Here is a 20936-nt window from a genome sequence, read left to right as displayed (position 1 = left end):
GTTTATGCTACTTTCCCCTGTTTATGTTTGGTAGCCGATGCAAATGTGAGCAATATCAATCCAATCACAAAGAAAACCACGAGTGCCAGCACAGAATTTCTTTGCGAGCCGGTGTATTCATTGATGTATCCGAAACTGAACATACCAATTACAATGGCTATTTTTTCTGTTACATCATAAAAGCTGAAGAAAGAAGTGGTGTCTTTCGTTTCGGGCATCAGTTTGGCATACGTGCTTCTGCTAAGCGATTGAATGCCTCCCATCACAAAACCTACCAATACGGCAAGCGCATAAAATTCATTGATGCCATCTCTTGGTAAGAGATAACCAATGATACAAAGTATGATCCACAAAGAAACCGTGATCATCAATGCCCTGAAATTTCCCAGCCTGTCAGATAGCTTGGCAATGGTAAATGCACCGGGTATGGCCACCAGTTGTATGATGAGGATGGAAATGATAAGATTAGTAGTAGGTATATTCAATTCGCTTTTACCATACAAGGTGGCAGCGAGCATAACCGTTTGTACACCCATATTAAAAAAGAAAAAAGCTGCCAGGTATCTTTTTAGCACAGGCAGGTGTTTCAGTTGTTTCCATACCTTATTGAGTTCTTTATATCCATTGGTAAAAATGCTACCCTTGCTATTGGGATTGCCTGCAGGACTTGTTTTAGGTAAGCGGCTCAGTGCCAACTGGCCAAAACCCCACCACCAGATACCAACCAGTAAAAAAGAAATCTGAGAAGCTTTACCAACAGTAATACCAAACAAGTCTGGTTTCAGTACAAACACAAAACAAATAATCTGGAGAATAACACTTCCTATATAACCCATTGCAAAACCTTTTGCACTCACACGATCCTGGTCAACGGGGGCAGCTATTTCAGGAAGAAATGAATTGTAAAATACAAGACTGCTCCAGTAACCTACACAGGCTATAATCATACAGGCAAGACCATAAGCCAGGTTGCTGCTGTTATAAAAAAACAAAGCACTGCAGGCGATGCTACCCATGGTACAGAAAAAGAAAAGAAAACTTTTTTTATTGCCTTTATAATCTGCAATAGATGACAGCATGGGCGACATCAATGCCACAATCATAAATGCTACCGACAATGCGTAGTTGTACAGGGAAGTGTTGACAAACTCACGGCCAAATAACATGACCGTATCGTTCGACGTTTGATCATTACCGTCGCCTGTTACCGATTCAAAATAAGCGGGGAAGATGGTTGAAGTGATAACGAGGTTGTACACGCTATTGGCCCAGTCGTACATGGCCCAGCCATTGATGACCCTTTTGGGAGCAGTCGTTTGCATGTGGAGGGGTTTGTTTGACTAAAGATAGGAGAAAAGTGAGTAGAGAGTAGTCAGTAGTGAGTATTCCGCACTGACTATTGACTACTCACTACTCACGCCCTACAGTTCCGCCAGAATTTTCTCCTGGGCTGCTTTCAGTTCTTCCGGACTGAGTTTGAGTTTGCCTCTTGTGAAGTTGAGGTCATCCGCACTGTTAATAGGAATAAGGTGTACGTGTGCATGTGGCACTTCAAGTCCAACCACGCTGATGCCGCAACGGTTACAGGGGAATGCTTTTTCTATGGCTTTAGCGATAGGTCTGGAAAATAAAAGGATGGCAGAAAGGTATTCGTCGGAGAGATCGAATAAATTATCCGTTTCATTTTTAGGCACCACCAATACATGACCTTCTACCAGCGGAAAAATATCGAGAAAAGCAAAGAACTGTTCGTTCTCTGCAATTTTATAAGATGGTATTTCGCCTGCAATGATTTTGGAGAAAATGGTCATAGTAAGGTATAACGATCATCCGTTGCCATGAGTTTTACATCATGGCAACGGATGATATGTTAGATAGTGATGTCTTCGATCTTGAATTTGATAACACCGGTTGGTGCCTGCACTTCTGCTACCTCACCTCTGGTTTTACCCATAAGGCCTTTACCAATAGGTGAACCTGCAGATATTTTCCCGGCTTTCAGGTCTGCTTCTTTCTCACCCACAATCTGGTAAGTCACCGTTTTTTTAGTGGCAATATTGGTGATGGTTACTTTGGTGAGTATGGTTACTTTGCTGGTATCAATATCGCTGGTGTCCACAATTTTAGCGTTGGCAATAGCACCTTCCAGTTGCTTGATTTTGGCCTCAAGCATGCCTTGCGCCTCTTTGGCGGCATCGTATTCTGCATTTTCTTTCAAATCACCTTTTTCCCTTGCTTCGGCAATGGCCCTGGAAGCGGCTGGACGATCAACCGATTTCATCTTCTGAAGCTCTTCACGCATCTTCTCAAATGTCTCCTTCGTAACATACATGGTACTCTCGCTCATATTCTTTCGGTTTAAAATGGGTAAAAAAAATACAACGCCACATTTGATTGCAGCGTTGCATGACTGTAAAAATAGAAAATTATATAGAATTCAATGCTTCTATTATTGTTTTTTATTTTTAAAAATCCAGTATCTTGAATGAGGATAAAAACACTTAAAAAGTTTAAAATCAGCCTGTTATGATTGGAATCCTGATAGAAGTCGTTCTGTCACTCATTTTGTTAAGGCTGGTTGAAAAGAAAAACCTTTCTGTATTAGGTTGGTTACCTACGCTCAAACGTATTCAACAGTTGTTGATCGGGTTAATGCTTTCACTGATGCTGGCAACCTGTTTTCAGCTGATCCGCTCATGGTTGACCGGCTTTTCCTGGCAATTGAATGCCTCTTATCAACTAACGGATTTTGGTCAGGCTTTCTGGTGGATGTTTCGATCAGTATTATATGAAGAACTTATTTTCAGGGGCGCCTTGTTTTATATCGCTTTAAAAAGACTAGGGCCTGTAAAAGGCTTATGGCTCTCTACCATTGCATTTGGCATTTATCACTGGTTTTCCTATGGTGCTATGGGGCAGCCCTTACAAATGCTTTTTATCTTTTTAATCACTGCCGCCGCAGGATGGATGTTTGCCTATGCTTTTCTTAAAACCAATTCACTCTATCTGCCCATTGGCTTACACCTGGGCTGGAACTGTGTTGGCAGTATTCTTTTCTCAGGTGGGTCTATCGGAAACCATATACTGATACCTGTAAAAAATGATGCCTTTCAACAAAACGACTTACTGGTATTCTTATTTATGATGCTGTACCAGGTGCTGGTACCGGTTTTTTGTACCTGGTTATATGTTCGAAAGATGGATGGTGAAAAACTGTATGCCCGTAACAGCGCTGGATGATTATTCCTGAATACCCAGTTTATCCAACAGAATTTTTGGCATCAGGTAATAGGATTCATGGCTGTACCCTGCTATATGCGGTGTAATGATCACATTGGGTTGTTGCAGTAACCAGTCGAGATCTGCCTGTTCATCTTCTGTATAGGTTTCCAGCTTCTCGTTTTCCAGTACATCTAATGCTGCAGCCCTGATCTTCCCGTTTTTTAAAGCGCGTATCAGCGCTTTGGTATCGGTTACCTTTCCCCTGCAGGTGCTGAGAAAATAAGGTTGTTTTTCCAGTCCATTAAAAAAATCATCATTGGCATAATGATAGGTTGATTCATTTAATGGCAGGTGCAGACTCACAACATCAGCATAACGCTGAATTTGTTCCACTCCCGCTTCGCGAATGAGGCCTTTTGCAAAATCTGATTTATAGAGGTCATTGGCCAGTACGGTAACTTCAAAAGAAGCCAGTTTTTGAGCAAATGACATTCCGGTATTTCCAAAACCAATGATACCAACAGTTTTTCCGCTAAGCTCATCACCCCTGTTGGCATCCCTGATCCATTTACCTGCTTTAATTTCCTGGTAACTGCTGTTGATCCTGTTCATCAAACCCAGTAACATACCCAATGCCTGTTCAGCAACGGCATTACGGTTACCTTCCGGACTGCTTTCACATTTTATACCTTTTGATTTTGCATATGCCACATCAATTTTTTCCATCCCACTTCCCAAACGGCCAATCCATTGAAGTGATGGGGCTGCATCAAGCAGTTCCCGATCTATCTGTAATCGGGTGGTGACAATAAGCCCCGTACAATCAGCTATTTGTTCATTCAGTTGATCATAATTAATATCTGGCGCATACACACATATATACCCCGCCCGCTCCAGTCTTTCCAACAAATATGGATTTGCTCTTGCTGTTATAATCACCTTGTTCCCTTGCATCTTCTTTCTTGTATCTTTTCTTATTATTTCATGCGGAAAGTCAGTGCTGCAAAATCTGCAACGGTTAACTGCTCTGCTCTTTTGGTAAATATCTCTTCCTGCAATACTTCCGGCGTAAACATTCCTTTTAACGGATTTCGTAACATTTTTCTGCGCTGGTTAAAGGCTGCTTTCACCAGTACAAAAAAAGCTCGTTCACTCTTCATCTCACAAACAGTTTCTCTGCGTTTTAGTTTAATGACCCCACTCATTACTTTTGGAGGTGGGTTAAAAGCATGCTGTGGCACATCAAATAAATATTCCACTTCATAAAATGCCTGTACCAGCACACTTAATATTCCATATTCTTTGTTACCCGATTTTGATGCCACCCGCTCAGCCACTTCTTTTTGAAACATCCCTATCATAACCGGCACCTGCTGCTTCCATTCCAGTATGCGGAATAGTATCTGTGATGAAATATTGTAAGGGAAATTACCTACCACGGTGAATTGGTCATTAAACGGCGCCGCTACATCGAGTATACTTTCATGAATGATTTTCCCTTTAATGGCAGGATATGTATGTTCCAAGTAAGCCACTTTTTCATCATCCAATTCCACTGCTCTAAAACTGATATCCGTTAACTGCAACAGGTATTTAGTCAGCGCCCCCCCTCCAGGACCCACTTCCACCAGTTGTGAAAAAGATTCCTGCTTTAATGCATCTACAATTTGCAGACATATATTTTCATCTTTCAGGAAATGCTGACCAAGTGATTTTTTGAGGGTATATTCCATTGAGGCAAAAATACACCTATATGTCGGATGTCTGATGGCAGATGGCGGATGTTATAGTCCATCGGCTGATCCCTGTCCCTGAATTATCCGTATTTTTACGCTCTAAAGCTTTCCAGATGAATGAAATGCAAAAACCAGTAATTGGTTTCTCCTGTGGTGATATCAATGGAATTGGTATTGAACTGATCCTGAAAACCATTGGCGATCATCGCCTGTTGGATATTTGCACACCCGTTGTTTTTGCCAATAGTAAAAGCATTAATTTTTACCGGAAGAGCTTACCAGAGATCAATTTCAACTATGCCAGTGGCAAGGATTTCAGCAGGCTCAACCCCAAACAGGTAAATATCTATCCTTGCTGGGAAGAAGAAATTGCCATCACACCCGGTCAATTAAATGAAACGGGTGGAAAATATGCACTGGTTTCTTTGAAAGAAGCAGCACAGGCTTTAAAAGCCGGGCATATTCACGGTCTTGTTACGGCTCCAATTCACAAAAAAAATATTCAGTCTCCCGATTTTAATTATAGCGGCCATACCCCTTACCTGAAAGATATTTTCGGTGTAAGTGATGTATTGATGTTTATGGTTGCTGAAAATATGCGCATTGGCCTCGTTACCGAACATGTTACGGTTGCAGATGTAGCCAAACATATTACCAAAGAAGGTATTCTCAGTAAATTAAAGATCATGCACAGCAGTCTGCAAAAAGATTTTGGTGTTGATAAACCAAAAATTGCCGTGCTTGGACTTAACCCGCATGCGGGTGATGAGGGTTTGATCGGGAGCGAAGAAGAAACCATCATTAAACCAGCCATCAAGGAAGCCAAACATAGTATGCTGGTATTTGGCCCATATAGTGCAGATGCTTTTTTTGCGCGCGGACAATATGAGCGTTTCGATGCTGTATTGGCCATGTATCACGATCAGGGATTGATACCTTTTAAATCATTGGCTATTGGCGAAGGTGTTAATTATACAGCAGGTTTAAATGCCGTGCGTACCAGTCCCGATCACGGAACTGCATTTGATATTGCCGGTAAAGGAAAGGCCGACCATAGTTCATTCCTCGCTGCTACTTTTGAATGTATTGAAATCATCCGTTTCCGCATGGGGTATGCAGAAATGCGTTTGAATCCATTACGTAAAATGAGTGCACGCATGCTGGCTAATGCTGTTGATGAAAAGATTGAAGAAACAGAATAGTACATGCAGTTGTATCATTTATCCAATCATCATCTATCGGTAAGTATCAGCGATCAGGGCGCAGAGCTGCAAAGTATTGTTCATAACAATACAAAGCTGGAATATATGTGGTCTGGCGATCCTCAGTTCTGGGGTAAAAAAAGTCCGGTGTTGTTTCCGGTTGTTGGCGGATTAAAAAACAACAGCTACCAATTTAATGATAACACATACCAGTTAGGCCGACATGGTTTTGCGCGTGACCGCAGGTTTACAGTAGCAGAACAATCAAACGATTCCATCCTTTTTTCTTTGCATGCTGATGCAGAAAGCATCCTTGTATACCCTTTTCATTTTTCTTTTTCTGTTGGTTATCGCCTCGAAGAAGATACGATTCATGTCACATACAGGGTTGAAAATACAGATGAGCAAGACATCTATTTTTCGGTAGGCGCCCACCCTGCTTTTGCGGTGCCATTGGTTGAAGGAATGGTATTTGAAGATTATTACCTGCAATTCAGTGAAAAAGAAAATGCCGGTATCTGGCCATTGTCGCCGGAAGGGTTGATTAAAGAAGAAGCCATTCCTTTTTTTCAAAACAATGATCGGATTGCATTACGCAAATCATTGTTTTATGGAGATGCACTTGTATTTAAATCACTTCGGTCTACTGCTATTTCTATATTATCCGACAAACATGCACATGGACTTACAGTAACATATCCCGGCTTTCCCTATATGGGTATCTGGAGCGCTAAAGATGCTGATTTTGTTTGCATTGAGCCCTGGTGCGGCATTGCAGACCATTTAAATACTCCAGGCAAGCTTGAAGCAAAAGAAGGCATTCATCGTTTACCAGCAGGTGAAAGTTTTCAGCGTAGCTGGTCGGTAAGCGTATTTTAATTATTTAAACACTGCATCTGCTATACCTTTATTAATGGCATAACTTGTATAAGTTATTTCTACTCTCCCTTTTTTATTCCTAAGCTTTTGTTCTTCGGATAACGGCTTTTCATTGTCTTCAAATTCAAGCGTAAGCCCCTTAGGGAGTTTATAATTTTTTGTATTGAAACTAAAAATGACCTTATCAGGTAGTCCGAAAGAGGCAAATTTTCCGTAACTCATTTCGATCTCATAAGTTCCGTTTTCTTTTGTAGTGGTAACGGCTTTTTTAATCAGCAGGTTTGCTTCATCAATATACATGGTAGTCAATACAATCTCGCTGCTTTCATTCGTGGGCAACATTTTTACCACGGTTGTTTTTATACCTCCCACCATTGCCTCTCCGGCTGCCAATGCCATAAACTCATCTGTTGTTACCAGTGAATTCATGTTGACGGAAACGCCACCTTTGGGAAGAAGGGAGATGCCACCGTCTTTTTTTAGCCTGAACTTATTTGGTTTTTTATAAAAAATTTTCACTCTGCCGATGGGCGCTTTTATAAAAGCCACATTGGTTTTCATTTTGCCATCAGCCTCATAATCACTTACCTGATCGAGTTTGGCTTTTACTTTCATTACAAGCGCTGTGGCATCTTGTGCAGATACAGTAGTGAATAGTGAGCAGTGAATAGCGAGTACCAGTAGTATGATGAGTTTTTGCATGATGCGTTTTTAACTTAAAATATCTTTCTTTTTAAATACCACAATTGCTGCCGACACAAATACGATGATATGTATTACCAGTACAATGGCAGAATTCAATATCCTGTCTTTGTTTTGTATACTTCCCAGTATGGCTTCATTGGATTCTGTTACTTGTATATCAAAAAATTCCTTCCAACTAATCATATGCGTGGTAAACAGGTATGGTTTTATGGTATTGAAAACAGGAATATTCATGGTACTCAGTATGGTAAGGAATATGATCACACTCATGGTAGCCACAATAGGACCAATAGAATTTTCTGCAAATACCGACAGGAAGAAACCCAATGCTGCAACGGTGGTCATGGCTAGTGCGGCAAACATAAATGCACCGATATATCGCCAGAACACATCATTCTCTTTTAATAAAACCACATAACTACTTTTCATCAGAAACATGTCATCGGTACCGAAAACCCACATACTTACAAATAACGCCAGAAAAGCAAGCCATACCAGCAAGAGTAATGTATAAATGGTTGAGGCAATAAATTTTGCCAGCATGAATGAGGTACGGCTGTATGGTTTTGACAGTAATATCCGGAGTGTTCCCATATTTGCTTCCCCCGAAATCATATCTGCTGCAATCAGGGCTATCAGCAATGGCACATGCACCAATAACAATTGCAGCATGATATAACAAACCAGGTATCCATTCAACACATTCCCGTCAATTTCAAGTGTTGAACCAATATCGTTCAACATAAAATCTACATAGGTCTGCCCGTCTATTTTCAACCCGAATTGTATCAGTACAATCAATGCTGTTATAGCCGCAAAAGCAATATAGGTTCTTGGCCTTTTGAATATTTTGTACAGTTCTATATTAATGAGTGTGCGCATGTTGTGCTGATGTTACCTGTAAAAAATAATCTTCCAGTGAATGACGTGGCTGCATAGACAATACAGGGATCTGCATAGCTGCAAGGTCTTTATGTAAATCCGGTATTTGGTTTCTGTGCAGTTTAATCAGTAATGTTCCTGTTCTTCTTGGCTGCAGGTTTACCGACCACCTGCTTTGTTCCAGTTGTGCTAAAGCTGCGTCGTTATTCAATGTTTCCAGTTCAACAAGTGTTTGTGCCGGATCGAACAGTTCAGCCGCAGAACCTTCTACCAGTTTGGTTCCTTTGTCGATTATCAGTACCCTAGTGGCGATCTGTTCTATTTCATTGAGTAAATGTGATGATACCAGGATGGTTTTATTGAGATCTCGGCTTAAATGGCGTATCAGGTTTCGGATATCGGCGATACCCTGCGGGTCGAGTCCATTGGTAGGCTCGTCCAGAATAATCAGTTTGGGATCGTGAATAAGTGCTACCGCTATTCCCAGTCTTTGTTTCATTCCCTGTGAAAATGTTTTCACGATATCTTTTGCCCTTTCAGCCAGGCCCACCATTTCCAGTTGTTGCATCAATTGCTGGTCGGTAGGCTTTAATCCACTCAGACGGGCAAAGATGCGCAGGTTATCAATAGCGCTCAGGTATTTGTATACATCTGGCTTTTCAATTACAGCACCTACCTGACGAAGTATTTCAGTTCTGTGGCTCTGTAATGGCATTCCAAATAATTCGATGGAACCGGCGCTTGGTTCAATAAGGGTAAGCAACATTCGTATGGTTGTACTCTTACCTGCTCCGTTCTGACCAAGAAAACCATATACATCACCTTCATGTACGGTAAAAGATAAATCCTTTACGGCTGTGAGGTTTTTGAATGACTTGGTTAATCCTTTTACCTGTATAATTGATTGCATGCGTAGTTATAACACAAAAGTACAGCGGAAGTTTGGGAGATAGGCAGAAGAAAAAGTGAAAAGCTGGAGCAAGTTGGTAGTCTATAGTCCATGGTCTATGGTCTATAAACTTCCCTACTATTAAAATCTGACATCCGAGATCTGACATCCTCCATCCTACACCCTCCTCCCTCACCCACCTACTTTCAGGTATTGCTGCAGGGCCTGTACATAGGCTTCGAAGGCTTCAATGCCTTTAGCCGTGATTTTACAGGTTGTTTGGGGATAGTTGTCTTTAAACTGTTTGGTTACTTCAATATAACCAGCCTCTTTCAGTTTCTGGACCTGCACACTCAGGTTACCCGCTGTGGCATTGGTTTTTTCGCGGATAAATGTAAACTCCGCTTCTTTTACCCCAATGAGTAGGCTTACGACTGCAAGTCGTAATTGTGAATGTAATATGGGATCCAGTTCTTTAAACATGCTTTTTCAGTTGGGCCAGGTATTTTCTTCTTAAAATGATGCCGGGAATGAACCAGCAAATGATGGCTGCTGCGCCCCCCAGTAACCAGTCGTACTCAGAGCGGGTAAAACAGGACCAGATAAAGAGACCATAAGTAATGATGGCCCCATAGAGCATGGGTTTAAACTTTTTTACGACACCTGTAACCAGGGTTGGAAAAGCATATAACAGTATCAGCAGGGAGTAAAAACTGGGAGGAAAGGGAAGCAATATTTCATCTGGCTTACTACCATCGAGATAATGTTTGGTCATTTGCCAACCATCTTCCTGAATAAACTTTGCAGTTACGCCAGGAACAAAAATCTGGTAAATATTAAGTGCGAAAATAGATAACCCGAATACCAGCCATACAGCATTCAATGCATCATCTTCATGTTTTTTTACCTGATTAGATTTTTTTTCGCGGATGGAAAAAATGATCTGTGGAATAATGGCTGCTAAAACCAGCAGCCATATATCAAATCCAATTTTGAAATCATAGGCGCGTTCAAAATATGATACAATAGATGCTATAGCTACCACAGTTCCCCATAACAATGAGCCGATACCGGTATCATGGTAGCTGCTCTTGGCCTTTTGGATCATATTGGTAATGAGATCCAGGCTCTCCTGTTCCGTCATCTTTTTTTCCTCTGCCATGATTTATTGTTTTTTGGTGTTGTGCCTGATCCTTAATAAATGACCGGGTATGATATAACTGATGAGTATGGCCAGTGCCCCTATCAGCAATTGGTTGGCAAAATTAAACTTAATAGAAACGGCAGCAAGGATAAAATTGAGTATTCCACCGATTACCAGTGGTTTGAACCTAATAAGTTTTCCGCTTACAAATGTGCCGATGGCGTACATAAGTATATAATAGGTAAAAGCTGTTTTCCAGGCCTCTGAAATAACATTGATAAATACCATTACAAAAAAAGACATCCCAATAGCAATCCATAAAAAGCTGAGCGCTTCTTCAATATATGTCATCGATGTTTTCCTTTTTGCCTGTCTGGCGCTATAGGTACCTGAAATAATACCTCCCAATGGCATCGACCACCATACAAAACTATGATGGGGATACTCGAAGTATACCATTAGAACATATTCCACCACACAACAGGCAAATACCAGCCAGCCCCAGAACAAAAAATAAAAACTGTCTACAGCAACAGCATCTTTTGTTTTGGTGATCATTGATTGAATCAACTGTAGGCTTTCTTCAGGAGAAAAATCTTTTCCCTCCTTATTTTCTTGTGTTTGTTCAGGCATAAGCATTATTTTTTGGAAGACACTGCATATTTACGGATAAAGAAGCTGATAAAGATAGCACCTATTACACTAGGCAGTAACCATAATAACCACTGCATTTGAATCTGCACATTTACAACAAGGAATGCAGTGTATGATGCAATCATGGCACCCATCATACGAACAATATGACTGTACATCCATGTGGCTTTAATAGTAGTTCGACCCATGAATAATTTGGCATCAAGCAACACATAACTCAAGCAGATACCACCAAACACACCTGGCACGATACTGAAAACATGTCCGTTCAACAAGCCTTTTACTGATTGTATCAACAGGAAAACAGCAAATGCCAGTCCGAATATGGTGATGATAAAATCAACCAGTGGAATATTCAGGGCTGTTGATTTGAAGCGCCTTTTTAAAATAACGATACGGTAGCCTGTCAGGATCATGTATAAGGTGAAGCCTCCTACTGCAAAAAGAAATAAATTTTCATGACCCGGAAGCCAGCTCAGTATTAATGCACTGAGTGATGCTGCCAGCATGCCCCAAAAGAAAATAATGCCTGCCAACAGGTGTGGCTTTGATCCTTTTTTTACAGACGCAGCAATGGTGCCGGCTATGAGTCCGGCACCACCACCTGTAATATGCAGTATCAATAAAATGGAAAACAGTTGGTCCATTACTTAAAGTTATTGGAACTGCTGTGTAGTTCCTTTGGTTTATACGTCAAGTTACTGACAGGCAGCTAACAATTGTGTAGCCTGATCTTTTCCCCAGTTTGGATGCATAGGAGAAGCCGGTTTAAAACTTCCATACATTGTCAGTGCTTTTTCGAACAGTTTTTTTGCTACAGCCTTACCACCACCAAATGCTTCTGGTGTATACATCAGCGTTTGTCCATCCAGTAAATAAATTCTTGGGTTATTGGCATCCATTTTCTTTGCTTCCGCCAATGCATTAGTCGCTTCAGTACCATAAGTTTGCCAGCGCGACATTGGGTCTACATTCATTTGTTGGATGGCAATCATCTGGCGCATGCAATAGGTTTCTGAATTTCTTTCCAATGCTTCTGCCTTGCTTAAGAGGTCTTTACTTTTTTCAGCCACTTTATCTTTATCAGCCTTAGGATTCATCCAGCCGGTTAAATGATTCGCATACGCGGCATAATAGTAGGGTAACCATTTGTCTTTTTCTGCATCAGCAATTCTTTCAAAAAAAGCAGATGCGGCTGCCATGTCTTCAGCCGATTTTGCTGCAGCAAATTGTTCTAATCCTTTTTGCATACCAGTTTCATATTTGGTTTGCGCCAGCAACTGGCCGGCAAATAACATAGATAAAATGATGATGATCTGTTTCATGACTATACTGTTTGATTTTTTGATCTTTGATTTTTGATTTACTTATGTCTTGTAGCTTGCAGCTTACATATTATTTTTATTCTTCAGTTTCTCGTACTCATCTGCTGCACTCAGAAACTTATTACCGTGGTAAGCATGGAAATACTGGAAAGCCAGCCCCACACCCCATCCCAACATGGGCCAGATGGGCCAGAAATAAGGTCTGTCACCATGGGTGAAAAACCAGATGGCTACGAGAAATGTGTTGACTACAAAATAACTCAGCAGTCCCCATTTAAAACCGGCTCTTGCTTTTGCAATCTGCCAGAGTTGTTCGTCGCGTTGTTCATTGTTCATAAAATAATTTTTGATCATTGATTTATTGATTTTCACTTGTGGCTTGCAGCTTGTAGCTTACAGCCTATAAATTGTTATTTATTGCATCCTGTCTTCTGTCTACACCCCAACTCAGGAATACACCGAGAAAAAAGAATTGCGGAGCAGGTGGTGTAATGGCTTCTTTTCGTGCACCATTATTAGAATAGTTATAACCAAATACCTGTTTACTGTTCAGCACATTGGTTACTGATCCTACTATGACAGCATATGCTTTTCCCAAAGAAGTGAGATAGTTGAAACTAAACCCAAGGTTATGGTAATCCATTGTTTTACCCTGGTCGGCTATTACATATTGTGCGCCACTTTGCTGCAGGTTATAATAAGGGCGACCCGTAGCATAGGAGTAGGTGAAATTAAAACCGGTGTTGATTTTGCTGATAAAACGTTTCATCACAAATGATGCAGTATGATTGGCTGCAAATGTGGGTTGCAGTTCTTTGGGGTAATTCAGGAAATCGCGTTTGGTATCGAGATAAGAATAACTTACCCAGTAATCAAGCCCCTTGAATGTTTTTTTATCTCTCCAGAATAACTCAATGCCCTTCGCATCACCTGCTCCTGCATTGTTCATCACAGGATAGGTTTTAACCAACCCATCATATTTCTTGTAAAAAGCTTCTATACGAAAGGTTTGTAAAGCCGTGTTCTTGATATAGTTCGCAATTAAATGTGTGGCTTTTGAGTACCCGAAGTTGGTGGTATTATAGAGATAGGTATTCTCTGGTTTCTGGTAAAATTCACCATAAGCCACACTCATCTGCGCCCCTTTACCTGTTTTATACGCAAGTGATAATCGGGGTGCGATATTGGCTTTACTAATGAGTGAAGAATGTTCAAAACGTGCGCCTACTTTAGCGGCAAGGTCATTGGTGATATAAAGATCTGCTTCAGAAAAAAGGGCTTTGAAATGATCGGGTAACCATGCTTTAAAATTATTGTAAGTGCTTCTGTTATAGAAATACATATACTCTCCGCCAAAACGTATTACACTGATACCACTTAAACGTTTATCGAATACAGCTTTGATCTGCGATAAATCAGAACGCGTATTGATGTTGAAATTGCTGTTATCAATCCATGGCTGACCCGTTGTTACTTTCTGATTCTGCTGGTTTTGTATCTGCTGGTCTATTTTGTTTACATCGATGCTGTAACCCAGTCCCAGATTCATTTTCCAGCCATTGCCCAGGTTATCTCTCCAGCTCAGATTATGGTACCAGTTGAGGTTGTTCAACCCAAAAGCATTTTTTAAAGTGGGGTCATCAATATTAGCTCTGCGTAAACCCATGTCGCTGGCACCAAAAGTGCTGTAGTATTTGATCATACCACCGCTTTTGGTTTTGGCACGAAAATTCAAATCAGCCGTATGAAAATCGGGCATGCGGAAATATTCAGGTTGTTGTTTTACGATGCCGAAATAGGCAGCGAGATTGGTATACCCATAATTCCCACCCCATGATGATTTTTTATCTTTTGCCACTTTTTGCAAACCGGCACCAAGGAACAGTGCAGATATAGAAGCCGATACTTCGGAACGCTCAGGAATATCAATGCTTTCCATAATGAGCGCTGATGAAAGTGCCTGACCATATAAAGCGGAATACCCCCCTGTGCTGAAAATGGTTCCTTTAAACAAAGCTGGAGCAAAACGACCACGTGATGCGATATCTGGCACGCTTGCCATAAATGGATTATTAACCAGTGTGCCGTCAATAAATTGTTTTGCTTCGTAACCAGCACCTCCACGTACAAACAAACCTTCCTGCTCTCCTACCTGTTGGGCACCGGGTAATGTTTTTACCACGGCAGAAATATCTGCATTGGCGCCACCTGTTGTATAAACATCCAATGAACTTAGTACAGTAGCTGCTTTTTTCTTATCGCCTGCTTCAAAACTTCCGGCTGTTACAGTTACTGCTTTGAGTTCGCTGATTTCTTCTTTCAATATAAAATCGATGCTGATGATCGCTGTATCGATCGTTACTTCCTGTTCCACTGTTTTATTACCCATGTTGGTGGCCACTACCACCTGTTTACCTTTTTCGTAGGTTTTAAAAGAAAAATGACCGGTTGAATCTGATACAGCTCCATCATATGATCCTTTAACCACAATATTGGCTCCTGCCAGTATACGTCCTTTTTGGTCTTTTACAGAACCAGTAATTTTTACCTGCGCGCCTGCCAGGAAAGGTGCTATTATCAGCAGGACTATCATCCATTTTTTCATTGCTCGTTGTTTTGATACAGCAAACATAGAATAGTTTATTTTATAAACCAAACTATTATAAAAACTATTTTTACATTGAAAAAATGCATCTTACAAATTGATTTTCAGGTACTTAAAATTGATCTATCGAAAATGATCACTCCGTTAAGGGTTAAAAAACTACCCTTATAGGTTCAAAATGCCTATGAATTTCCAGATCATTTTTAGAAATTTCGGTTAATTCCAAAGTGTTTCAGGTGGTCATAAGAACGCTTTTAGCATGCTTAAATTCTATTTTTGATACTTCATCTGAGGGTTGTGGAGAATAAATAGTGTCTTTATTATATCCGGCAGATTTTCTTGAGAATTGTTATTTTCATTTGTAGCATGAAAAGAACCGCCCTGGTAGCCTTACTAATGACCCCGCTTTTTGTATTCAGCCAAATAACAGTTACTATTTCCGGTGTAATAAAAAATGCAAAAGATAAATCAATACTCGCCTACGCATCCGTGCAATTAAAAAGGCCGGATAATAGTTTTATGACTGGCACTATTACCAGTGATGATGGACGCTTTTCAATTGCCGGTATAAAACCGGGTAATTATACACTTGAGGTATCGCTCGCTCAATTTCTGACCAACAAACAAGCCATTACGGTGGGGCAATTGAGCGCATTTCTTGATATTGGCACTATTGAACTCAAAGAAGATACCAGCTCATTGAGTAGCGTAACTGTTAGTGCATCTATACAGCGCGATGGTGTTTCAGCTAAGATGGATAAGAAAATATATTCGGTAAGCAATAATACCACACAGACCGGCGGTTCAGTATTACAGGCCATGCAAAATTTGCCCGGTGTTACAGTTCAGGATGGAAAAATTCAGTTAAGGGGAAATGATAAAGTTGCGGTACTGATTGATGGCAGGCAAAATGCTGTAACAGGTTTTGGGAGCCAGTCTGGTCTTGATAATATTCCTGCTTCAGCTATTGAAAGAATTGAAATCATTAACAACCCCTCTGCTATTTATGATGCGAATGGGAATGCGGGCATTATCAATATCATTTATAAAAAAAGTCAGCAAGAGGGTTTTAATGGTAAAATTGGTATTACGAATGGCCTTGGTGCCTTATGGGAGCGAAAAGAAAATCTTCCGGGTATCAGGCCTCAGTTCAGGGGTACTTCAAAAATCAATCCCTCTGTTTCACTCAACTATCGGAAGAATAAACTCAATACTTTTCTTCAGGCAGACTGGCTTTATACCAGAACGCTGAACAGAAATGAGTTTGCAGACCGTACTTATGCTGATGGTACTGTTATTCATCAACAGGTTAAGCGCAACCGTACTACTACTTTTACCACGGTTAAAACGGGAATTGACTGGAATCCGGATGATCGTAACAGTGTTACCATTTCAGCTTACTTCAACCGCGAAAAAATTATCGATAAAGGCGATATCCCTTATTTCAACAAAGATTTTTCTCAGCGTTTACGTTTGTGGCAGTTTCTGGAAGATGAAGTGAAATATACAGCTACAGCTACGGCACTATGGCGGCATAAGTTTGCGCAGCCAGGTCATTTGTTGAATATTGGATATACTTATACTTTTCACCGGGAAGATGAGAAATATTTCTTTACTAATATCATGCCCTCTTTTACGGGTGAAGATGCATTTAAGCTTTTATCAGACGAGCATGTGTCAGACCTTACACTCGACTATATAAAACCACTAAAACATGGCCGCCTTGAAACCGGCCTGAAGTTCAGGTACAGGTCGATACCCACCGATATGCAATTCTTTCCGGGATTGAACTCTCCGATAGATGCAGGCGCTGGTGGATGGGCCACTTACCGGGAAACAATACCTGCCGTATATGGCAACTATGTTTATGAAAACAATCAATGGGAACTTGAAACAGGTTTAAGGCTCGAATATGTTCGTGTTGATTATAAAGTAAATCCCAACCACAATACTTACTCAAGTGATGGTTACGACTATGCTCAACCTTTTCCAAGCATCAGGCTTGCTTGGAAACTAAACACAAATAATAAGCTATCGGTATTTTATAACAGGCGCGTAGACAGACCTAATGAAGTTGATATTCGCATCTTCCCCAAATACGATGAACCTGAGGTTTTAAAAGTTGGCAACCCTACATTGCGGCCACAGTTTTCTCAATCAATAGAAGCAGGTTATACGTACAAATGGAAGTCGGGTAATATTTATACATCCCTTTATCATCGTATTACAGATGCAACCATTACTCGTATTGCAACAATTGTTCCTGGAAATACCCTTATCTATAATATATTTCAAAATGCTGGTAAAAGTCAGGCCACGGGAGCAGAAATGGTGTACCAGCAGGAAGTATCAAAAAGGTTTTCCTTTAATGCAAGTGCCACGATTTACCGAAATACGATACGCGCATTTACCATCTCTAATAAATACCCGGTTCCAACCATCTTTTCAATGCCTGAAGAAAATATTACTTCAGGAAATATCAAACTGAATACGTCCGTTAAATTACCAGGTCAATTCGATATTCAGACCAGCACAATCTGGTTAGCGCCTGATCTTATACCCCAAGGCCGCATTGAAAGCAGATTTTCTGTTGATATGGGTTTGAGAAAGCAGATACAAAAAGGCAGTGGAGAATTATTCCTGAATGGCACAGATATCTTTAACACGCTTCGAACAAGTAAAACAATCAGGGGTAATGGCTTTGTTTTAAGAAGTACCGATTATCTCGAAACACAGGTATTCAGATTGGGTTATTCTTATAAGTTCTGACCAAATAAGAATATTATTTCTATAAAAAAGCCCCGGAATATTATCCGGGGCATTATATAATTAAGCTTTATATCCTTCTTATTTGTACTGAGGCATCAAACTTTTTGCCAGTTCAGTCATCTTAGTGATGCCATCTTCAGGCAGGTTACCTTTTTTAAACTCAGCCAGTACATCAGGTAACTTGTTTTCCATTTCCATCAGGAAGTGTGCTTCAAACTCTTTCACTTTTTTCACCGCTACTTCACGTAACAAGCCTTGTGTACCCAGGTAAATAATCGCTACCTGCTTCTCTACTGAAAAAGGTGAATACTGTGCCTGCTTCAGGATTTCTACGTTACGCGCACCTTTATCCAATACCATTTTAGTAGCAGCATCAAGGTCACCACCGAATTTAGAGAACGCTTCCATCTCACGGTAAAGTGCCTGATCCAGTTTCAAAGTACCAGCTACTTTTTTCATGGATTTGATCTGTGCATTACCACCCACACGGCTTACCGAGATACCTACGTTGATCGCAGGACGGATACCAGCATTGAACAGGTTACCTTCCAGGAATATCTGACCATCGGTAATCGAAATTACGTTGGTTGGGATATAGGCAGAAACGTCACCCGCCTGTGTTTCAATAATGGGTAATGCTGTCAGCGAACCACCACCTTTAACCAGGTGTTTGATGGATTCCGGCAGATCGTTCATATTCTTAGCTACATCATCATTCGCAATTACTTTCGCTGCACGTTCCAGCAAACGGCTGTGCAGGTAGAATACGTCACCAGGATATGCTTCACGTCCGGGAGGTCTTCTCAACAACAGAGAAACTTCACGGTAAGCTACTGCTTGCTTAGACAGATCATCATAAATGATCAGTGCAGGGCGACCGGTATCACGGAAAAACTCTCCGATAGCGGCACCGGCAAATGGTGCGTAGAACTGCTGCGGAGCAGGATCTGATGCAGATGCTGCAACGATAGTGGTATATGCCATTGCACCATTATCAGCCAAAGTCTTCATTACACCGGCTACGGTAGAAGCTTTCTGACCAATCGCAACATATATACAGTATACAGGTTTACCTGCATCGTAAAATTCTTTCTGGTTGATGATGGTATCAATACAGATGGCTGTTTTACCAGTCTGGCGATCACCAATGACCAGCTCACGCTGACCACGACCTACAGGGATCATCGCATCGATTGCTTTGATACCAGTTTGTAATGGTTCTTTTACCGGCTCACGATAAATTACACCTGGCGCTTTACGCTCCAGTGGCATTTCGTACAAATCTCCGGTGATTGGACCTTTACCATCGATGGCTTCACCCAAAGTATTGATAACACGACCTACAACGCCTTCACCAACTTTGATAGAGGCAATTTTACCGGTTCTTTTTACTTTGGCTCCTTCTTTAATATCGCCGCTTTCGCCCATCAATACCACACCCACGTTGTCTTCTTCCAGGTTAAGGGCAATGGCTTTTACGCCACTTTCAAACTCTACCAGTTCACCACTGCGTACGCCGTTAAGGCCATATACACGGGCGATACCGTCACCTACCTGTAATACGGTTCCCACTTCTTCCAGATCGGCCGATACATTGAAATTGCTGAGCTGCTGTCTCAGTATCGCTGATATTTCATCGGGTTTAATGTCCACCATGATGTATTCTGTTTAATGATGATTTGTGATTGTTATTATCGTAACTGCTGAACATATAAGTTCTGCAGGAACTGTTTTTTGATGTCTTTCAGATCGCGCAAGATACTTGCATCAACCAGGTTATTATTAAATTCCAACACGAACCCACCAATAAGACTTTCATCGGTTTTGGTTTCGAGTTCAATATTGGCAAAGCTTTTTTCAGATTTTACCTTCTGCTCAATTGATTGCTTCAATTCTTCACTCACCGGAACAGCAGTGGTAAGCAGTACCTTATGAATGCCTTTCAGTGCATTATACTGATCAATAAATGCTTCTGCTATTTCTGGCAGATCACTTTCACGGCCTTTTTTTACCAGCAGGTTATTGAAAGAGGCGGTTAATGCACTTATTTTTCCAGTAGTAACAGCAGTGATGATACTGTTTTTCTGATCGGCTTTAATTACCGGGCTCTTCAACAGGTTTACAAAATCTCTGCTCTGTTTACAAACAGCCTGCAGGTATTTCATGTCGGCATACACTGCTTCGAGCTGACCTTTTTCTGTAGCGAGGTCAACCAGGCTCTTTGCATACCTTCCTGCTAAACGTGGATTCTGCATTTATTATTCAATTTGAAAATTTGAAAATTTGAAAATTTGAAAATTTTAGTGGCAATTAACTGGTTTGAAAATCTGCAAATGAAGGTTTCATCATTTTCAAATTTTCAAATTGCCACATTTTCAAATTAATTCAGCTTCACTCCTTCAGCCAGTTGCTTAATATAGCTTTCCTGTTCTGATTTGTTAGCCAGTTCTTTGCGTAATACCTTTTCTGCTACTTCAACCACTAATGAGCCTACCTGGTTTTTAACATCGGTAAGTGCTGCATTTTTCTGTTGGTTAATAGCTACCTGAGCATCTGCCACAATTCTGTCGTATTCGCTTTTGGCTTTATCTTTTGCATCGGCTACCATTTTATCGGCAGTTTCCTTTGCTTCTTTAATCATTTGTGCTCTTTCCTCACGGGCTTTTGCCAGCAATGCTTCGTTCTCACTCTGCATGGCAGCAATATCAGCCTTCATTTTGTCGGCTTTGCTCAGTGCATCTTCAATACCCTGTTCACGATCGTGAATGGCTTTCAGCATAGGCTTCCATGCAAAAGCACGCAATACAAAAAAGAGTACGATAAATGCAATGGTATTCCAGAATACAAGTCCGATATCGGGTAATACCAGCGGGTTGATTTCTAATAACATAAACGATGTTTATAACTGCGTTTGAAATTTCTTC

The 20936-nt window shown here is 40.8% G+C and carries 22 protein-coding genes; 4 read left to right on the top strand and 18 right to left on the bottom strand.

What is annotated here, in order from left to right; translation table 11 throughout:
• Positions 1-2 precede the first annotated feature (2 nt).
• The 3 genes from ACH3Z1_RS07760 to greA form a co-directional block, all read right to left on the bottom strand.
• Positions 3-1322, bottom strand: coding sequence for an MFS transporter (locus ACH3Z1_RS07760; RefSeq protein ID WP_490821316.1), 1320 nt, complete (start codon positions 1320-1322; stop codon positions 3-5).
• 99 nt (positions 1323-1421) lie between these two features.
• A complete protein-coding gene (locus ACH3Z1_RS07755) occupies positions 1422-1811 on the bottom strand; it encodes an HIT family protein (protein WP_490821315.1) in 390 nt (129 codons plus the stop codon).
• A 59-nt stretch (positions 1812-1870) separates the two neighbouring features.
• Positions 1871-2347, bottom strand: coding sequence for a transcription elongation factor GreA (gene greA / locus ACH3Z1_RS07750; protein WP_490821314.1), 477 nt, complete (start codon positions 2345-2347; stop codon positions 1871-1873).
• 179 nt (positions 2348-2526) lie between these two features.
• Here greA and ACH3Z1_RS07745 point away from each other — a divergent pair, with 179 nt between their 5' ends.
• Entirely contained in the window at positions 2527-3240 is a 714-nt protein-coding gene (locus ACH3Z1_RS07745; RefSeq protein ID WP_490821313.1) for a CPBP family intramembrane glutamic endopeptidase, read from the top strand.
• Here ACH3Z1_RS07745 and ACH3Z1_RS07740 read toward each other — a convergent pair whose 3' ends face one another.
• Entirely contained in the window at positions 3241-4176 is a 936-nt protein-coding gene (locus ACH3Z1_RS07740; RefSeq protein WP_490821312.1) for an NAD(P)-dependent oxidoreductase, read from the bottom strand.
• A 23-nt stretch (positions 4177-4199) separates the two neighbouring features.
• Positions 4200-4955, bottom strand: a complete 756-nt coding sequence (rsmA, locus tag ACH3Z1_RS07735) for a 16S rRNA (adenine(1518)-N(6)/adenine(1519)-N(6))-dimethyltransferase RsmA (RefSeq protein WP_490821311.1) — start codon at positions 4953-4955, stop codon at positions 4200-4202.
• A 116-nt stretch (positions 4956-5071) separates the two neighbouring features.
• On the opposite strand from rsmA, the gene pdxA reads away from it, so the two are divergent.
• Positions 5072-6160 carry a 4-hydroxythreonine-4-phosphate dehydrogenase PdxA gene (gene pdxA, locus ACH3Z1_RS07730; protein WP_490821310.1) on the top strand — a complete coding sequence of 363 codons (1089 nt, stop codon included), beginning with the start codon at positions 5072-5074 and terminating at the stop codon, positions 6158-6160.
• 3 nt (positions 6161-6163) lie between these two features.
• On the top strand, positions 6164-7039 hold the full coding sequence (locus ACH3Z1_RS07725) for an aldose 1-epimerase family protein (protein WP_490821309.1): 876 nt from the start codon (positions 6164-6166) through the stop codon (positions 7037-7039).
• Here the strand turns inward: ACH3Z1_RS07725 and ACH3Z1_RS07720 are convergent, their stop codons facing one another.
• From ACH3Z1_RS07720 to ACH3Z1_RS07675, 10 genes are all read right to left on the bottom strand, one after another.
• On the bottom strand, positions 7040-7741 hold the full coding sequence (locus ACH3Z1_RS07720) for a LolA family protein (RefSeq protein ID WP_490821308.1): 702 nt from the start codon (positions 7739-7741) through the stop codon (positions 7040-7042).
• A gap of 9 nt (positions 7742-7750) precedes the next feature.
• On the bottom strand, positions 7751-8626 hold the full coding sequence (locus ACH3Z1_RS07715; RefSeq protein WP_490821307.1) for an ABC transporter permease: 876 nt from the start codon (positions 8624-8626) through the stop codon (positions 7751-7753).
• On the bottom strand, positions 8610-9536 hold the full coding sequence (locus ACH3Z1_RS07710; protein ID WP_490821306.1) for an ABC transporter ATP-binding protein: 927 nt from the start codon (positions 9534-9536) through the stop codon (positions 8610-8612). The genes ACH3Z1_RS07715 and ACH3Z1_RS07710 overlap by 17 nt, the downstream gene beginning before the upstream one ends.
• Before the next feature lie 171 nt (positions 9537-9707).
• Complete coding sequence (locus tag ACH3Z1_RS07705) at positions 9708-9998, bottom strand: winged helix-turn-helix domain-containing protein (RefSeq protein ID WP_490821305.1); 291 nt, start codon at positions 9996-9998, stop codon at positions 9708-9710.
• A complete protein-coding gene (locus tag ACH3Z1_RS07700) occupies positions 9991-10677 on the bottom strand; it encodes a hypothetical protein (protein WP_490821304.1) in 687 nt (228 codons plus the stop codon). Before ACH3Z1_RS07700 ends, ACH3Z1_RS07705 begins: the two co-directional genes overlap by 8 nt.
• Before the next feature lie 3 nt (positions 10678-10680).
• Positions 10681-11292, bottom strand: a complete 612-nt coding sequence (locus ACH3Z1_RS07695; RefSeq protein ID WP_490821303.1) for a hypothetical protein — start codon at positions 11290-11292, stop codon at positions 10681-10683.
• Between the two features lie 5 nt (positions 11293-11297).
• Positions 11298-11960, bottom strand: coding sequence for a hypothetical protein (locus ACH3Z1_RS07690; RefSeq protein WP_490821302.1), 663 nt, complete (start codon positions 11958-11960; stop codon positions 11298-11300).
• A 51-nt stretch (positions 11961-12011) separates the two neighbouring features.
• The gene (locus ACH3Z1_RS07685; protein ID WP_490821301.1) at positions 12012-12638 is read right to left on the bottom strand and encodes a hypothetical protein; all 627 of its coding nucleotides are present in this window, start codon (positions 12636-12638) and stop codon (positions 12012-12014) included.
• 63 nt (positions 12639-12701) lie between these two features.
• Positions 12702-12974: a 2TM domain-containing protein gene (locus tag ACH3Z1_RS07680; protein ID WP_490821300.1), complete on the bottom strand. Its 273-nt coding sequence runs from the start codon at positions 12972-12974 to the stop codon at positions 12702-12704.
• Positions 12975-13038: 64 nt separating this feature from the next.
• On the bottom strand, positions 13039-15243 hold the full coding sequence (locus ACH3Z1_RS07675; RefSeq protein WP_490821299.1) for a TonB-dependent receptor: 2205 nt from the start codon (positions 15241-15243) through the stop codon (positions 13039-13041).
• A 366-nt stretch (positions 15244-15609) separates the two neighbouring features.
• Here ACH3Z1_RS07675 and ACH3Z1_RS07670 point away from each other — a divergent pair, with 366 nt between their 5' ends.
• Entirely contained in the window at positions 15610-18012 is a 2403-nt protein-coding gene (locus ACH3Z1_RS07670) for a TonB-dependent receptor domain-containing protein (RefSeq protein WP_490821298.1), read from the top strand.
• Positions 18013-18090: 78 nt separating this feature from the next.
• Here the strand turns inward: ACH3Z1_RS07670 and atpA are convergent, their stop codons facing one another.
• The 3 genes from atpA to atpF all read right to left on the bottom strand — a co-directional run bounded on the left by atpA (position 18091) and on the right by atpF (position 20902).
• Positions 18091-19668, bottom strand: coding sequence for a F0F1 ATP synthase subunit alpha (gene atpA / locus ACH3Z1_RS07665; protein ID WP_490821297.1), 1578 nt, complete (start codon positions 19666-19668; stop codon positions 18091-18093).
• Positions 19669-19703: 35 nt separating this feature from the next.
• Positions 19704-20267, bottom strand: coding sequence for an ATP synthase F1 subunit delta (gene atpH, locus ACH3Z1_RS07660; protein WP_490821296.1), 564 nt, complete (start codon positions 20265-20267; stop codon positions 19704-19706).
• Positions 20268-20392: 125 nt separating this feature from the next.
• On the bottom strand, positions 20393-20902 hold the full coding sequence (gene atpF, locus ACH3Z1_RS07655; protein WP_490821295.1) for a F0F1 ATP synthase subunit B: 510 nt from the start codon (positions 20900-20902) through the stop codon (positions 20393-20395).
• Positions 20903-20936 lie beyond the last annotated feature (34 nt).

It is taken from the genome of Sediminibacterium sp. FW305-C-49, from assembly GCF_058231085.1.
Note: the sequence above shows the minus strand (reverse complement) of the source record. Positions and strands in the feature narration are given on the sequence as shown.

Excerpts from the sequence above, each read along its gene's own strand:
- ACH3Z1_RS07760 (WP_490821316.1), bottom strand. The coding sequence starts at position 1,322 with ATGCAAACGACTGCTCCCAAAAGGGTCATCAATGGCTGGGCCATGTAC.
- ACH3Z1_RS07755 (WP_490821315.1), bottom strand. The coding sequence starts at position 1,811 with ATGACCATTTTCTCCAAAATCATTGCAGGCGAAATACCATCTTATAAA.
- greA (WP_490821314.1), bottom strand. The coding sequence starts at position 2,347 with ATGAGCGAGAGTACCATGTATGTTACGAAGGAGACATTTGAGAAGATG.
- ACH3Z1_RS07745 (WP_490821313.1), top strand. The coding sequence starts at position 2,527 with ATGATTGGAATCCTGATAGAAGTCGTTCTGTCACTCATTTTGTTAAGG.
- ACH3Z1_RS07740 (WP_490821312.1), bottom strand. The coding sequence starts at position 4,176 with ATGCAAGGGAACAAGGTGATTATAACAGCAAGAGCAAATCCATATTTG.
- rsmA (WP_490821311.1), bottom strand. The coding sequence starts at position 4,955 with ATGGAATATACCCTCAAAAAATCACTTGGTCAGCATTTCCTGAAAGAT.
- pdxA (WP_490821310.1), top strand. The coding sequence starts at position 5,072 with ATGAATGAAATGCAAAAACCAGTAATTGGTTTCTCCTGTGGTGATATC.
- ACH3Z1_RS07725 (WP_490821309.1), top strand. The coding sequence starts at position 6,164 with ATGCAGTTGTATCATTTATCCAATCATCATCTATCGGTAAGTATCAGC.
- ACH3Z1_RS07720 (WP_490821308.1), bottom strand. The coding sequence starts at position 7,741 with ATGCAAAAACTCATCATACTACTGGTACTCGCTATTCACTGCTCACTA.
- ACH3Z1_RS07715 (WP_490821307.1), bottom strand. The coding sequence starts at position 8,626 with ATGCGCACACTCATTAATATAGAACTGTACAAAATATTCAAAAGGCCA.
- ACH3Z1_RS07710 (WP_490821306.1), bottom strand. The coding sequence starts at position 9,536 with ATGCAATCAATTATACAGGTAAAAGGATTAACCAAGTCATTCAAAAAC.
- ACH3Z1_RS07705 (WP_490821305.1), bottom strand. The coding sequence starts at position 9,998 with ATGTTTAAAGAACTGGATCCCATATTACATTCACAATTACGACTTGCA.
- ACH3Z1_RS07700 (WP_490821304.1), bottom strand. The coding sequence starts at position 10,677 with ATGGCAGAGGAAAAAAAGATGACGGAACAGGAGAGCCTGGATCTCATT.
- ACH3Z1_RS07695 (WP_490821303.1), bottom strand. The coding sequence starts at position 11,292 with ATGCCTGAACAAACACAAGAAAATAAGGAGGGAAAAGATTTTTCTCCT.
- ACH3Z1_RS07690 (WP_490821302.1), bottom strand. The coding sequence starts at position 11,960 with ATGGACCAACTGTTTTCCATTTTATTGATACTGCATATTACAGGTGGT.
- ACH3Z1_RS07685 (WP_490821301.1), bottom strand. The coding sequence starts at position 12,638 with ATGAAACAGATCATCATCATTTTATCTATGTTATTTGCCGGCCAGTTG.
- ACH3Z1_RS07680 (WP_490821300.1), bottom strand. The coding sequence starts at position 12,974 with ATGAACAATGAACAACGCGACGAACAACTCTGGCAGATTGCAAAAGCA.
- ACH3Z1_RS07675 (WP_490821299.1), bottom strand. The coding sequence starts at position 15,243 with ATGAAAAAATGGATGATAGTCCTGCTGATAATAGCACCTTTCCTGGCA.
- ACH3Z1_RS07670 (WP_490821298.1), top strand. The coding sequence starts at position 15,610 with ATGAAAAGAACCGCCCTGGTAGCCTTACTAATGACCCCGCTTTTTGTA.
- atpA (WP_490821297.1), bottom strand. The coding sequence starts at position 19,668 with ATGGTGGACATTAAACCCGATGAAATATCAGCGATACTGAGACAGCAG.
- atpH (WP_490821296.1), bottom strand. The coding sequence starts at position 20,267 with ATGCAGAATCCACGTTTAGCAGGAAGGTATGCAAAGAGCCTGGTTGAC.
- atpF (WP_490821295.1), bottom strand. The coding sequence starts at position 20,902 with ATGTTATTAGAAATCAACCCGCTGGTATTACCCGATATCGGACTTGTA.